Source organism: Lachnoclostridium sp. Marseille-P6806 (genome assembly GCF_900625025.1).
Taxonomy (GTDB): Bacteria; Bacillota; Clostridia; order Lachnospirales; family Lachnospiraceae; genus CAG-791.
Map to the genome: position 1 here is coordinate 236,674 of NZ_LR130578.1, position 14,344 is coordinate 251,017.

Below are 14,344 nucleotides of genomic sequence, written 5' to 3' on the forward strand. Positions count from 1 at the left end.
CTCCCGACAGGAAAACAGACCTGTCGGGAGAATTATAACACGTGCAGTATTCTCAATCTATCGCTTTATGACGACTCCCCGGCAATCCGGAGCATGATCTCGTTCGTGCGGGCCACAAATTTCGTCATGGCCTCCGGTTCGAGCGGTGCGTTCTGGAGCTGCGCGAGATCATAGAGCTGCTCGCAGATCAGCTCCGTGTCCTCCCCCTCGCCGTGCGCAATGACATACTGCACGAGCGGATGATTCGCGTTGAGCACCAGCGTCTGGCCCTCTTTTGCATAGTCGCCAAGGCCCATCGGCATGCCGCCCGAGGCATACATTTTCATCATGTCCGCCATGCGGCGCGCCTGCTCGTCGACCGTCAGCATCGAGGAGATCTTCTTGTTTTTCAGCTTCGTGAGCGAGACCTTGAGCTTATCGTTCTTCAGCACTTTCTGCACGGTCTTCGCAAGCGCCTCCTCCTGCGCTTTGAGCTCCTCGGCGGCTTTCTTTCCGGTACGGCTCTTCAGCGCGTCCTGCACGCCGGCGTCGATCCGGGCAAAGTGCAGGCCCTCGTTCTTCATCTCGAGCTGCTGCATGAACGGCGTGTCGATCTGATGATCGAAGACAAACGCCTGCATCTTCTGCGAGCGGAACATGTTGATATACTGGCTCTGCTGCTGCGGGTCCGTGACATAGTAGACTGTGCGGTCCTGCGGCTTATCCGCCTCCGGCCTGTCTCCGTCGCCGCTCCCTGCGGCCTCCCCGGAAATCGGATTGCCGTTCTCGTCCAGAACCTCCGCCTCTGCCTGCTCCGACGCGCTCTCCTCATCCGCTCCGGCGTCCTTATTGATCTCGAGCGCATCCGGCAGCGCCACGTACTTTCCGTCCAGATCGCGGAACAGGATGTAGTCGGTCATCTTCTCACAGAACTTATCGTCCCTGAGGCATCCGTATTTGATGAACGGCGCAATGTCGTCCCAGTATTTCTCGTAGTTCTCACGGTCTGTCTTGCACATGCCGGAGAGCTTCTCCGCCACCTTTTTCGTAATATAATCCGAAATCTTTCTGACGAAGCCGTCGTTCTGCAGCGCCGAGCGGGACACGTTGAGCGGCAGATCCGGACAGTCGATCACGCCCTTTAAGAGCATCAGGAACTCCGGAATCACCTCCTTGATGTTGTCGGCGATGAATACCTGATTGTTGTAGAGCTTGATCACACCCTCGGCGGACTCATACTCGAGATTCAGCTTCGGGAAATACAGGATGCCCTTGAGATTGAACGGGTAGTCCATATTCAGATGAATCCAGAACAGGGGCTCTTTGTAATCGCGGAACGTCTTGCGGTAGAACTCCTTGTACTCCTCGTCGGTGCAGTCCTTCGGCGTCTTGCCCCAGAGAGGGTGAATGTCGTTCTGAAGCTCCGGGCGCTTCTTGATCTTGAAGCGCTTCTCCGCCGGCTTCTCTTCCTTTCCGTCCTCTGCTCCCTCCGCGGCCGCCGTCTCCGGTTTCTTCTCCGGCTCCAGCTCCTCAAGGACGACGTCCTCCGGGAGGCGCTCGGACTCGCGGATGATCTGCGTATCCTTTGTCCCCGCGGTCTGCAGATAAATTTCGGTCGGCATGAACGAGCAGTATTTCTCAATAACCTCTTTCACGCGGTAGTAATTGGAAAACTCGACGCAGTCCTCGGTCAGGTGCAGGATGATGCTGGTTCCGAAGCCCGTTCGCGTCCCCTCCTCCATCTCGTACTCGCTGCCGCCGTCGCAGCTCCAGTGCACCGGCTTCGCCCCCTCTCCGCAGGAGAGCGTGTCGATCTCCACGAGCTCCGAAACCATGAACGTCGAGTAAAAGCCGAGACCGAAATGGCCGATAATCTGATCGCTGTTCGCCTTGTCCTTGTACTTCTCGAGGAAAGCCGCCGCGCCGGAAAACGCGATATTGTTAATATACTCCCTGACCTCATCCGCCGTCATGCCGATGCCGTTGTCGGAAAAGGTCAGCGTCTTCTCCTCCGGGTCCGTAATGACGTCGATCCGCCCGCGATAGTCCTCCGGCATGGAGAACTCGCCCATGACGCTCAGCTTGTGGAGCTTGGTGATGGCGTCGCAGGCGTTTGAAATCACCTCGCGGACAAAAATATCATGATCCGAATACAGCCACTTCTTGATAATCGGAAACATATTTTCACTGTTAATGGAAAGACTACCTTTTTCTCCCATACTGACCTCCGTTGTCACAGTCCTCATGACAAATATTGATTTCTGATACGGAACACCCATCTCCGTACAGAAATGATTGTAGCCACCCCGGGCGCATTCGTCAACAAAAAATTAGCACTCATTGCGAATGAGTGCTAACAAATTCTGTACTGTCCTCGCCGAATATGCGGTCAAAGCATTCAAAAAAGCTCTCTCGCTCCGGCACCGCGCCGTCCGGCGGATGAATCTCCTCCATGGCGCTCCGGTTCATATCGCTCTCCACCTGCTCGGCAAACTGGTCGTACTGCTCGCCGAATGCCGCCGCCCGGCGGCTCTCGAGGAGCCTCGCCTTGTTGTTCTCCGTCTCTGCGCGGTCAAAATTACTGATACAGCGGACGATGCGGTAGCCCTCCTCCGTCTCGATCACATCGCTGATCTCTCCGTTATCGAGCGAAAAGGCCGTCTCCGTCAGCGCGTCCGACGTTTCCTCCCCGCTGCGGCTGAGGCTGTATTCGCTGCGGCTGTCCTCATTGTACTGCAAAAGAAGACTGTCAAAATCGCCTCCTGCCCGAATCTCCCTAAGAACGCTCTGCGCGGCTGCAAGGGCCCGCGCCCGCGCCGTCCCGTCCGGCGAATCTCCGCTCCCGTCCCCTGCCCGGAACAGGATGCTCCTCACGCGGACGATGCGCGCCTCGTCGTCGCTGATCTCCGTCCGGATCGAAGCCGTCACATACTCATAGCAGCGGAGCGCCAGCGCATACTCCCCGTACATCGCGGCGAGCGTCTCCTCCGTAATGCCCGTGCGCTCCCTCTCTTCCCCGGAGAGCGAGGCATAATACTCCGCGGCAGCCTCCGCCGCATCCTCTCTGTCCGTCTCCTCCAGCGCAATGCCCCGCCCGGCGGCCATCAGGTTCAGCGCCTTGACCCGGGAGAGGCGGGCCAGCATGACGTTCTCCATGCGGCCGCAGAGCGTCTTGTGTTCCCCGCCATTCCAGAGCCCGTCTCCCAGAAGACGGCGGTATTCATACGCCAGGTCGTCATAATAAATCTGCGCCTCCGGCACAGTGCAGAGAATGGTGCTGTGATCCGCATTATTTGTGAGGCGGAAGAGCTCCTGCTCCTCTCTCCCCGAATAAATCACAAGCCGCGGCGCATCCGCTCTCGTAAAAGAGCAGCCCGAAAGGAAGATCGCAAAACAGAGCGCGGAAACAACCGCGGCAAAAGAAGTCCTCCCTGCCTGCCCGCAGCGCTCCTCCCGCTGCGGCCCTTTTCGGCCGCAGACTCTCACTTTCCGACTTTTCCACAACAGACGGCGTATCAAGCGGATGCTCCCTCCTTTTTGGCAAGAATCGCCCGCGCGGCGCAGAGGCCGTTGGCGGACGCCTGCTGAAGACCGCGCGTGATGCCGGCGCCGTCCCCGATGGCATAGAGTCCCGGCACGCTGGTCTCGAACTCGCGGTTCACCACCAGCCGGTTGGAATAAAACTTGACCTCCACGCCGTAGAGGAGCGTCTCATCCGACGCAATGCCGGGCGTCACCTTGTCGAGCGCATAGATCATCTCCTCGAGATCGACCATAATACGATGAGGAAACACCAGCGACAGGTCGCCCGGAACCGCGTCCTTAAGCGTCGGAATCAGATTGTTGCGGCACATCCGCTCCTCCGTCGAGCGGCGTCCCCTCCGAAAGTCGCCGAACGTCTGCACGATGATCCGGTTGCCGCAGAGCATGTTGCTGAGCTCCGCGATCTTCCGCCCGTACTCGATGGGCGTCCGGAACGGCTTCGTGAAATTCTTGGACACAAGAAGCGCAAAATTCGTGTTGTGCGTGGCGTACTCGCCGCCGGCATAGGCGTGGCCGTTGACCACCGCCAGATTGCCGTCGTAGTATTCCGTCGCCACCTCGCCGTGCGGATTCGTGCAAAACGTGCGCACCTTGTCGTCAAATGTCGGCGTATGGTAGATGAGCTTCGCCTCGTACAGATTGTCGTTGAGGAACTGCATGACCTCGTCCCGGACCTCCACGCGGACGCCGATGTCCACAGTCCCCGGCACGGACTCGATGCCGAACTTCTCGCATTGCCCGTTCAGCCAGTCCGCTCCCTCGCGCCCAACGGCGGCGATAACCCGCGGCGCATAGTAGCGCGCGCCGTCCGCCGCTGCGACGCCGGTCACATGCTCCCGCACCGTTCCGTCCTCCGCCCCGGACGTTTCGATGAGAATGTCCTCCACCGCGGTGTTGAACAGAATGTCGACGCCCGCATCAAGCAGATGCCGCTGCAGGGCCGCGTAGATCTCATACCCTTTCTCCGTCCCGAGGTGCCGGATCGGGCACTCCACAAGCTTGAGATTCGCCGTGATCGCTTTCGCCCGGATCTCACGGATCTCCTTTTCCTTGTCCACGCCCCAGATCTTCCGGTCTGCGCCGAATTTCAGATATATATCATCCGACTCCCGGATCAGCGCCGCCGCCTCGTCATAGCCAAGAATATCCGACAGCGTGCCGCCGACATCCGGCGACAGGGACAGCTTGCCGTCCGAGAACGCGCCCGCACCGGAAAAGCCCGTCGTAATGGAGCAGGGCCGGCAGCCCACGCACTTTCCTCCGTTCGTGCGCTTCGGACAGGCCCGCTTCTCGATGGAGCGTCCCTTTTCCAGAATAAGCACCCGCAGGGAGGGCGCTTTCTCCTTGAGCTCATACGCCGCAAAGGCGCCTCCCGGACCTGCTCCGATGATGATCACGTCATAAGACACGCTGTGTAATGTCTCCTTTGATGTGTTTTGTGATGTATCATGCTGATGATTCATGCAGAAATTTTCCTTTCCCGCAGGATGCTCCGGTTTCTTTCACGCGGCGGAGGACAGGCTCAGCGTCCGGTTTTCTCCAGGGCGCCGTCCTTTTCGAGATTTTCCACGATTCTCCGGAGCGTTCCGTCCTCAAACGGGTTGTCGAGGCCCGCCTGCGGGAGGAGGCCTGTAAAGAAGTCCGAGGCCGACAGGCGGCAGAGCTTCAGATAGCTCTCCCACGCCGCCCTGTAATCGCGGTTCATCCACGCCTTGTATTGCAGCGCGTTCGTTCCCGCGATGCAGTAATCGAGATAATACAGCGGGCTCTCATAGATATGCGCCTGCTTCTGCCAGAAGCGTCCTCCGGAGAGGTACGCGTTGCCCTCGTAATTCAGATGCGGCTTGTACTGACGCTCCAGCTCGCTCCACACGCCGCCCCGTTCTTTCGGAGACAGGCCGGGATTCGCGTAACAGATATCCTGAAACTCGTCGACCATTGTCCCATAGGGAATGAACGTGATGGCGTCCTCGAAGTGCATCGCGCGGTAATCCTCCGCGCGCGCTCCGAAGAGCAGCTCCATCCACGGATCGGTGAAAAATTCCATCGACATGGAATGTGTTTCCGCCGTCTCCATCGTAACGTCCGCATGCTCGCGGATCGGATCCTCCGCGGAGATCCAGCCCTGAAACGCGTGGCCGCATTCGTGCGTGATCACATCCGCATCGCCGCTGGTTCCGTTGAAATTGGCAAAAATAAACGGACTTTTATAATCCGGCAGATAGGTCATGTAGCCGCCGGTCTTTTTGGTCTTGCGTCCCAGTACATCGAACAGCTCATTCTCGCACATAAAGTCCATGAAGCGCTTCGTCTCGGGCGAGAGCTCGCCGTACATCCTGCGCCCGGCTGCCAGAATCTCCTCCGGCGTGCCGGTCGGCGCGGGGTTTCCCTCCGCAAAATATACGTTCTCGTCGAAATAGCGGAGCTCATTCCACGGGATCCCGATGCGGGCGGCTCTCCTCTCATGGAGCTTCTCCGCATAGGGCACAAGGTCGCGCTTCACCTGCTCGCGGAAGCGCTGCGCGTCCTCGCGGATCCAACAGTTCCGGTTCATCCGGGCATAGCCGAGGGCGAGATAATTGTCATAGCCCATCTTCCCCGCCTGCTCCGTGCGGTTGCGGACCAGTCTGTCATAAATTTCATCCAGCTCCTCCGCATTCGCCTCGAAGAACGCCGTGTACTTCTGCCACGCCTCCTTTCGGACGCTTCGGTCCCTGTGGGTGAGATACGGGTTCATCAGAGAGAGGTTCAGCGTCTCGCCGTGCCAGTCGATTTTTGCCGTGGCGAGGAGCTTGCCGTAGCGCGTCGTCAGCGCATTCTCCTCCTGCATGAGCGGAACGAGCTTCGGGTCCACCGACTTCATCGCAAGCTCAATATTCCGGAACGCGACCGGGCCGATCTTCTCCTCAAGGAACGCGCGGTGAGCCGACCGGTACAGGCTCCGCTGATAGGCGACGATCAGATTTCGGAACACCGGGACGTTCTCATCGTAATAATCCTGCTCTTTCGCATAAAATTCATCCTTCATATCAATGTCATGCCGGATCTCCGCGATGGTCATCTGCGTGGCAATGCGATCCGTCAGACGGTAGAACTCCTGATGCGCCGCGAACGCCTCCTCCCCCGAGCCGGCGCTCTCAAGGCGCGCTGTCAGCGCGGTGAAATCCGCTTTCACCGCTTCAAAATCAACCCTCTTGTAGGGCATCTCACTGAATTTCATAAATTCATTTTTTCCTTTCATATCTCACGAAGTGATAGGTCGTATCAAAATAACTCATCTCGTCGCTCCTCCCGGTGACCTCCCACTCGGGATCCGCGTCAAGATCGGGGAAATAACAGTCCGCCTCAAACGCCTGATCAATCCGCGTCACATGACAGGTGTCGGCATAGGGAAGAAGCTCCCGGTAGACGCTCGCTCCGCCGATGATGTAGACATCCTTGCTGTCATAGGCTTTCAGCACATCCAGCAGCTCCTCCACGCTGTGCACAACCGATGCGCCCTTTACCCGGTAATCCGGTCTGGACGACAGAATGATATTTTCCCTGCGGTCAAGCGGCTGCCGCATGGGAAAGGTTTCCAGCGTCTTCCGTCCGTAGACGATCACCTTGCCGAGCGTCTCCTGCCGGAACATCTTGAGATCCGCCGGGATGCTCATCAGCAGGGCTCCTTTGCTGCCGATTCCCCAGTTGGCGTCGGCCGCTACAATCATATTCATCGCTTTATCCCTCCGAAAGCGCGGAGCTCTCCCGCGCATCACACTGCAATCGGTATATTCCTTATCTGCTCGCCGGTCTCGTAATGCTCCGCGCGGATATCCTCTCTGGTGAAATCATAGAAGCTCTTCACCTCCGGGTTCAGGCAGAACGCCGGCGCAGGAAACGGTTTCCTTGCAATAAGCTCCTCGATGATGCCCACATGCCGGTCATAGATATGCGCGTCGGCGATGACGTGCACCAGCTCCCCCGCCTCCATGCCGCAGACCTGCGCCAGCATGGACAGGAGCGCTGCGTACTGCGCGACATTCCAGTTGTTCGCGGCGAGCACATCCTGCGAGCGCTGATTCAGCACCGCATTCAGCGTGAGCCCGTCCCGCCCCTTTCTCTGCGTGACATTGAACGTCATGCTGTACGCGCAGGGATAGAGGTTCATTTCATGGAGATCCGCAAAGGTGTAAATATTCGTCATGATACGGCGGCTGAACGGATGATTGATGAGATCATAGATCACCCGGTCCACCTGATCCATGTACCAGAGCCCGGACGCCTCGTCCCGCACCGCATGCCCCGCAAGCGTTCCCACCGCGGGCTCCATGGCATCCAGCCCCTCCTCCGTCACGTCGGCATAGCCGTGCTTCACGCCGAGCTGGTAGCCGTAGGCCTTGCCGATGGAGCCGTCCGCATCGGCCCACGAATCCCAGATATGGCTGTGCAGATCACGGATGCTGCTCGATTTGAGCTGCCATATCCACAGCACCTCGTCAACCGCGCTTTTCAGCGCCGTGCGCCGCAGCGTAAGGAGCGGAAACTCTTCCGACAGATCGTAGCGGTTCACCACCCCGAATTTCTTAATTGTGTAAGCCGGCGTGCCGTCCTCCCAGCGGGGGCGCACCTTTTCCCCCTCCGTGCTGGTTCCGTTATCCAGTATATCCCGGCACATACGAATAAAAATATCATCCGCTCTGCTCATGGCTGCGTCTTTCCTTTCTCCCCGCCGATTCCGTAGAACATCTGCGCGATATCCGAATCCTTATCGAGCAGTATCGTCTTGTTTCCCCCGGCGAGCGAGGCTTTGAGCGCGTCCAGAGAACGGACAAAATTGTAGAACTCCGCCTTGTCCGCGTCATTGTAGGCGTCGGCGAGAATATTCATGTATTCCGCCTCGCCCTCAGCCACCGTGATGTCCGCCTGCTTCGTCGCCTCCGCTTTCATGACGGCCACCTCCCGGTCGGTCTGGTTGCGGATCTTCTGCGCCTCGGACTCGCCCTCCGCCTCATAGGAGGCCGCGATGTTCTGCCGCTCGGAAATCATTCTCTCGTAGACCGCCTCCTTGTTGTCGTCCGGCAGATCCAGCGCCTTGATGGCGGCCTGCGTGATCTCGATTCCGTATTCCGACATATTGTCATTGGCGTCCTTCGTGATGAGGCTCGTCATTCTCTCTCCGCGGGCCTCGATGACCTCGTCCTGCGTCATGGAGGAGATCACCTCCTTCGTCGCATTGTACACTGCCGCCTCGATGCGCTCCTGCGCCCGGGCGTCCAGCGCGTTCAGGGTCTGCACGTAGCGAACCGGATCCGAGACCCGCCAGAGAACGTAATCGTCGGCGATCATGGATTTTTTATCCTTGGTGATGACGTCCGATTCCGGAATATCGTACAGATGAACCGCCGCCGAGATCGCCTGCGTGGACTGGACAAAGGGGAGCTTGATCTTAAGCCCCGGCGTCGTCTCGACCCGCACGATCCGCCCGAACTGGCGCACCGCCACATACTGCTTCTGCGTCACGGTATAGCAGGAGCTCACCGCGACCACGACCGCCGCCGCAAGAAGCGGCAGAATCACAAGCCATTTTTTCTTCATTTATTCCTCCATGCCGAAGCGGCATCAGCGTGATTTTTCACACTAATCCTCCGCAGCCGCGCCGCCGGCAAACGACTCCAGCGGCAGCATCGTCTGTGTGTTCCCGTCTGTGATGATCAGCTTGAGCTCCGGCAGCACATCCTCCATCGTCTCATAAAAAAGCCTCTGCTTCGTGATGAGCGGATATCTGGCGTACTGCCTGTACATCTCTCCGAAGCGCTCGACCTGACCCTCAGCCTCGGCAATGCGGGACGCCCGCTCGGCCTCCGCTTCCTGCGTGATGCGGTCTGCTTCGGCCTCGGCGGCGGGAATCTGCTCATTGCGGTACTTGTTGGCGTTGTTGATCGCGGTTTCCTTGCCCTGCTTGGCGGTCTCCACCGCCTTAAAGGCCGACACGATCTCCGCGGTCGGAGGCTCCGCGTCCTGCACCTGAATATTGACGATCGACAGGCCCACGCTGTGCGTCTCCATCTCCGCCATCAGGCGCTCCTTGACCTCCGCCTGAATCTGCGCCTTTCCGGTCGTCATAACATCGTCGACCGGATAATCGCTGACGGTGTTGCGGATGCTGGCCAGAGCGAGGTTCCGCATGATCTCCTCCGGCCGCGCGGAATTGTAAATGTACGCCACAGGATCCGACACCTTGTACTCGAGATAAAAGTCGATATCGACAAAGTTGAAATCCGAGGTGATCATGACGCCGTCCTCTTCGTTGGCGATATTCTGGCCGCCGTCCGTTACCTCGTAGCCGATCCCGATGCCGTGGGTCGTCATATCCACCATGTGAACCCGCTGCAGATACGGGATCTTGAAATGAAGTCCCGCCGTATCTGTCCGGATCACCTTTCCGAACATCGTAACCACCGCATTTTCCTGCTCGGAAACGTTATAAAAGGCGCCGAGGCCGGTCACAAGGACAAACAGCGCGAGGAGAACCGCGAGCACAATGCCGCCCGCTTTTTTTCCGTCTCCGCCGCCCTTTTTCGCCTCCTGCTTCCGAAACTGTTCTTTCGCCCGCTCAAAGCTGTCCTTCACCGCGTCAAAATCGCTGTTCTTCTTCATCCTCTCTCCTTATCGCCGCAAAATGCGGCAGGGCTTCCTTTCCGTTGCCGCGGCGGATGCTTACCGCCGCTTTTCCTGCTTCTGTTCCCGCTCCGTCTGATACTGCTCCGCGAGCCTCTCGAGCTCGCCGGCAAGGCAGTCGAGCTCTCTGTTCGGCAGCCCTCCGCTCCGGGATACGACCTCCGACAGACGCTGCTCCGCCGCCTTGAGCCGCAGATACGCGTCGGAATGCGCCGCGGAGCGCCCGCGGCCCGGAGACGGCACGCCGGTGAGGGATGGGGTTTCTCCCTCTCCGGAGGCCGCCGGAATTCCCTCCGTCACCCGTTCAAACTGCCCCGCTGCCAGATTGAACACCGTGCCGCTGTACGGAGCAAACGCGTCGAAGCCGTGCTCCTCCTCAAGGCAGCGCGCAAAGGCGTCCGCGCTCTCCGCATCCCCGTGCACGACGAAGACTTTCCGGGGCCTCTGCTCCGCAAAGCCCCCGATCCACTCAAGAAGCCCCGCCTTGTCGGCATGCCCCGACAGCCCCGTCAGCTTGCGGATCTCCGCCCGCACCTGCACCTCCTCGCCGAAAATGTGAATGGATGCGGCTCCGTCCACAATGCTGCGGCCGGGCGTTCCGACCGACTGATAACCGACGAAGAGCATCGTGCACTCCGGCCGCCAGAGATTATATTTGAGATGGTGCTTGATGCGCCCCGCATCGCACATGCCCGATGCGGAAATGATGACTTTCGGCTCCGTATCGGCGTTAATCTGCTTCGATTCATCCGAGGAGATCGTCATATGGAGATTCGGGAACAGCAGCGGATTGATTCCTCTGCGGACATATTCCATGGCCTCCTCATCGTAGCAGGCCATGCCGTTCTCCCTGAAGATTTCCGTCGCCTCCACCGCCAGAGGGCTGTCCAGATATACCGGGAAATCCGGCAGCTCGGGAATCAGACCGTTTTGCTTTATCTTTCGTATGAAATACAGCATTTCCTGCGCTCTGCCGATGGCAAAGCTCGGAATGATCACATTGCCGCCCCGGAGCAGCGTCGCCTTGATGATCCCGGCCAGCTCCTCTTCATAATTGCCCTGCGGCGGCTCGTGAAAGCGGTCCCCGTAGGTCGATTCCATCACAACATAGTCGGCGGAGGCGGTGAAGCTAGGGTCCTTCAGAAGAGGCTGATTCTTGTTGCCGATGTCCCCGGAAAACACGATTTTCTTCGTGACCGTTCCCTCCGGCGCGCCGCCCGGATTGCCCGCCGCCACCCCGTTCCGGTTCTCCGTGAGCCAGAGCTCGAGACTCGCGGAGCCGAGAAGATGCCCGATATCCGTGAAGCGGAATTCCACCCCGTTGCAGAGCTGGTAGCGCTTGCCGTAGCGGCAGGGCTTAAGCTGGCGCAGGAGGGCGAGCGTATCCTCCATCGTGTAAAGGGGCTCGGCCCGCTCTGTGCTGCCGCGGCGGGCGAGCTTCTTGTTCTTCCACTCCGTCTCGGCATTCTGGATATGCGCCGAATCACGGAGCATGATATCACAGAGCTCCGCCGTCGCCTCCGTCGTCACGACCTGCCCCCGGAAGCCGTCATGATACAGCTTCGGCAGCATTCCGCTGTGGTCAATGTGCGCGTGCGTGAGAAATACATACTGAATCTTCGACGGCTCCACAGGGAGAGGCACGTTTTCAAATACATTCCTCCCCTGCTCCATGCCGCAGTCCACGAGAATGTTCACTGCCCCGACCTGAAGATAATGACAGCTCCCGGTCACCTCATGATCCGCACCGATAAACGTAAGTCTCATGGTTTCCTTTCCCGTCGCGCCGCGCGCGGCCGCTGATCCCCATATGTCCCCCGGAAAGACGCCATTCCCGGAGAAAAATCCCCTCCCCGAGAGAAAAAGACGTCATTCCCCGGCGAGGCGTCTCGCCTCCCGGAGAGAAATTCCCTCCCGGCGTGCAATCGTCGCGAGATCTTCATACTCCGCCTTTTCGCGGCAGGCGCCGTACCCCTCGGCGCGCTTGATCCGCACCGGTCCGGCTTCGCTCTCCCGCACATACTCCGACCGGTCAAGCCGCCAGCGTTCGCAGCGGTACTCCCGTATTCCCAGCGTCGTCGTCTGCCGGAATATCTCCCGGACCATCCGCTCCCTGTCCTCCGTCCTGCACATGCAGGTGAGCAGAATGCCCGGGCGGTTTTTCTTCATTCCGATATTCGTCGTGCAGACGTCCAGCGCGCCGGCGTCAAACAGGCGCTCCATGACAAAACCCAGCTCCTCGCCGGTCATATCGTCGATATTGCAGGCGAGCTCCGAGATTTCGTCTCCGCCCGCCGGCGTTCCCGCATTTTCGCTGCAGGAGACCTCCTGTCCCAAAAATGCGCGGACACAGTTCGCCGCCTCAAAGTCCTTGCTTCCCATGCCGCAGCCGATCTGCGATACCGCCATCACCGGCATCGCGCCGAAGCTCCCGGCGAAGCTGCGAAGCAGCGCCGCGCCGGTGGGCGTGCAGAGCTCGCCGCGAATTTTACCTCCGTAGACCGGCACCCCGCGCAGAATCCTCGCCGTGGCCGGGGCCGGAACCGGAAGCACGCCGTGCGCGCAGCGCACCTCCCCAAAGCCGACGTGCACCGGGGAGCAGATCACCCGATCCGGGGCGAGCAGCTCCAGCGCGAGGCACGCACCGACGACATCCGCGACCGCATCCAGCGAGCCGACCTCATGAAAATGAATCTCCTGCACCGGGATGCCGTGCACCTCGCTCTCCGCCTGTGCGATGCGGTCGTAGACCTGCCGGGCCCGCCGCTTTGCATTCTCCGGAACCTCCATGGCGCCGATGCGCTCCATCAGTTCCTCCGCGCTGTAATGATGATGCCCATGGTCATGAGCGTGCACGCTGCCGCAGGCGCTCTCCCCGGCCGCCTCGCAGGCAGGGGCCGGCGCATCTCCGCCCGTCTCTTCCCCGCCGAGCACCGTCACCCGCATATGCGTGCCGTTCAGTCCGCACTTGACGGACGGCTCCGCGCTGACCGCAATATCTCCGGGCGCGATTTCATTCATCACGGAGAGAAACTGCGCTCTCTGCTCCTCATTCAGCAGCTCATAGAGCGCCGCCATGAGCATATCGCCCGCGGCCCCCATGTTGCATTCCAGATACAGTGTTTTCATATTTAATCCCTATGCCGAAGCGTTTTTTGCGAGGCATACGCCACAAAATCCGCGCAAGCGGTTTTGCGGCTGCGATCAGAGGCTATTTGGGCTTCAGCACAAATAGCCGTGTGAAAAATCTCTGCGCCGGCGCGCAGGCTGTCGGGCTGCTCTGCGGTTCATGCCGTCCCTCCGTCCTTAAGATGATTGATCATGCTCGCCTGATACGCCGCGCCGAAGCCGTTGTCGATATTCACCACGCTGACGCCGCTCGCGCAGGAGTTCAGCATGGACAGAAGCGCGGCAATGCCGCCGAATGAAGCGCCGTAGCCGACGCTTGTCGGAACCGCGAGAACCGGACAGTCGGCAAGTCCTCCGATCACGCTCGCAAGCGCCCCCTCCATCCCGGCAATCGCCACGATGGCGGACGCCTGCATGATCTCCTCCGTATGAGCAAGGAGGCGCTGCAGGCCCGCGACGCCGACATCGTAGAGCCGGTGCGTCTCGTTTCCCAGAAACTCCGCCGTGAGAGCCGCCTCCTCCGCCACCGGCATATCGCTGGTGCCGCCGGTTGCGATAACAATATAGCCCCGGCCGTCGGGCGACGGCATATCCCCAACGATGCCAATGCCGGCCGTCTCATGATAATGAAGCGCTCCGGCGAGCTCCGGCGCTTCCGTTTCCCAGATGCCGCGCAGGCGCTCCGCCTTGGACGCGTCCATCCGGGTGATCAGCACCGGGCCGTCCTCGTGCGCCCGGAGCCGCGCCGCGATAGCCGCAATCTGCTCCGGCGTTTTGCCCGCGCCGTAGATCACCTCCGCCGCCCCCTGCCGGATCCCGCGGTGATGATCCAGCTTGGCAAAGCCCAGATCCTCAAAGGGCGCAAGCCGGATCTGCCGGGTCGCTTCCGCAGCGGAAATACGTCCCTCCGCCACACCGGCAAGAAGTCTCTCCAATTCCCGTTCCGTCATATCTGCCTTTCCGCCGGGAAATTCCGCCGCAGACGCTGCGGCAGGATATTCCGGCACGGAAATTATTATACCAAACAGCCGTT

11 protein-coding genes are annotated in these 14,344 nt (G+C 59.7%); all 11 read right to left on the reverse strand.

From position 1 onward, the window contains the following. Nucleotides 1-65: 65 nt before the first annotated feature. A complete protein-coding gene (gene htpG / locus E0E20_RS07885; protein WP_130837651.1) occupies nucleotides 66-2,198 on the reverse strand; it encodes a molecular chaperone HtpG in 2,133 nt (710 codons plus the stop codon). Between the two features lie 118 nt (nucleotides 2,199-2,316). Continuing rightward, nucleotides 2,317-3,498 (reverse strand): peptidylprolyl isomerase, encoded by a 1,182-nt coding sequence (locus E0E20_RS07890; protein WP_130837652.1) that lies wholly within the window; start codon nucleotides 3,496-3,498, stop codon nucleotides 2,317-2,319. Next, a complete protein-coding gene (locus tag E0E20_RS07895; RefSeq protein ID WP_130837653.1) occupies nucleotides 3,495-4,985 on the reverse strand; it encodes an NAD(P)/FAD-dependent oxidoreductase in 1,491 nt (496 codons plus the stop codon). The genes E0E20_RS07890 and E0E20_RS07895 overlap by 4 nt, the downstream gene beginning before the upstream one ends. 59 nt (nucleotides 4,986-5,044) lie before the next feature. Further along, entirely contained in the window at nucleotides 5,045-6,742 is a 1,698-nt protein-coding gene (locus tag E0E20_RS07900) for a M3 family oligoendopeptidase (protein ID WP_130837654.1), read from the reverse strand. Between the two features lie 4 nt (nucleotides 6,743-6,746). Then, the gene (locus E0E20_RS07905) at nucleotides 6,747-7,238 is read right to left on the reverse strand and encodes a dihydrofolate reductase (RefSeq protein WP_130837655.1); all 492 of its coding nucleotides are present in this window, start codon (nucleotides 7,236-7,238) and stop codon (nucleotides 6,747-6,749) included. Nucleotides 7,239-7,276: 38 nt separating this feature from the next. Continuing rightward, nucleotides 7,277-8,209: a thymidylate synthase gene (thyA, locus tag E0E20_RS07910; protein WP_130837656.1), complete on the reverse strand. Its 933-nt coding sequence runs from the start codon at nucleotides 8,207-8,209 to the stop codon at nucleotides 7,277-7,279. Next, complete coding sequence (gene hflC / locus E0E20_RS07915) at nucleotides 8,206-9,099, reverse strand: protease modulator HflC (protein ID WP_130837657.1); 894 nt, start codon at nucleotides 9,097-9,099, stop codon at nucleotides 8,206-8,208. Before hflC ends, thyA begins: the two co-directional genes overlap by 4 nt. Nucleotides 9,100-9,141: 42 nt before the next feature. Further along, nucleotides 9,142-10,161, reverse strand: coding sequence for an FtsH protease activity modulator HflK (hflK, locus tag E0E20_RS07920; RefSeq protein WP_130837658.1), 1,020 nt, complete (start codon nucleotides 10,159-10,161; stop codon nucleotides 9,142-9,144). 60 nt (nucleotides 10,162-10,221) lie between these two features. Continuing rightward, nucleotides 10,222-11,949, reverse strand: a complete 1,728-nt coding sequence (locus E0E20_RS07925) for an MBL fold metallo-hydrolase RNA specificity domain-containing protein (RefSeq protein ID WP_130837659.1) — start codon at nucleotides 11,947-11,949, stop codon at nucleotides 10,222-10,224. 102 nt (nucleotides 11,950-12,051) lie between these two features. Continuing rightward, nucleotides 12,052-13,311 carry a nickel pincer cofactor biosynthesis protein LarC gene (gene larC / locus E0E20_RS07930; protein WP_130837660.1) on the reverse strand — a complete coding sequence of 420 codons (1,260 nt, stop codon included), beginning with the start codon at nucleotides 13,309-13,311 and terminating at the stop codon, nucleotides 12,052-12,054. A 158-nt stretch (nucleotides 13,312-13,469) separates the two neighbouring features. After that, nucleotides 13,470-14,261, reverse strand: coding sequence for a nickel pincer cofactor biosynthesis protein LarB (gene larB, locus E0E20_RS07935; RefSeq protein WP_130837661.1), 792 nt, complete (start codon nucleotides 14,259-14,261; stop codon nucleotides 13,470-13,472). Between the last annotated feature and the right edge of the window lie 83 nt (nucleotides 14,262-14,344).

Bases quoted from the DNA above. Each gene is read 5' to 3' on its own strand.
- hflC (WP_130837657.1), bottom strand. From the start codon at position 9,099: ATGAAGAAAAAATGGCTTGTGATTCTGCCGCTTCTTGCGGCGGCGGTC.
- thyA (WP_130837656.1), bottom strand. From the start codon at position 8,209: ATGAGCAGAGCGGATGATATTTTTATTCGTATGTGCCGGGATATACTG.
- E0E20_RS07900 (WP_130837654.1), bottom strand. From the start codon at position 6,742: ATGAAATTCAGTGAGATGCCCTACAAGAGGGTTGATTTTGAAGCGGTG.
- E0E20_RS07925 (WP_130837659.1), bottom strand. From the start codon at position 11,949: ATGAGACTTACGTTTATCGGTGCGGATCATGAGGTGACCGGGAGCTGT.
- E0E20_RS07895 (WP_130837653.1), bottom strand. From the start codon at position 4,985: ATGAATCATCAGCATGATACATCACAAAACACATCAAAGGAGACATTA.
- larC (WP_130837660.1), bottom strand. From the start codon at position 13,311: ATGAAAACACTGTATCTGGAATGCAACATGGGGGCCGCGGGCGATATG.
- larB (WP_130837661.1), bottom strand. From the start codon at position 14,261: ATGACGGAACGGGAATTGGAGAGACTTCTTGCCGGTGTGGCGGAGGGA.
- hflK (WP_130837658.1), bottom strand. From the start codon at position 10,161: ATGAAGAAGAACAGCGATTTTGACGCGGTGAAGGACAGCTTTGAGCGG.
- E0E20_RS07905 (WP_130837655.1), bottom strand. From the start codon at position 7,238: ATGAATATGATTGTAGCGGCCGACGCCAACTGGGGAATCGGCAGCAAA.
- htpG (WP_130837651.1), bottom strand. From the start codon at position 2,198: ATGGGAGAAAAAGGTAGTCTTTCCATTAACAGTGAAAATATGTTTCCG.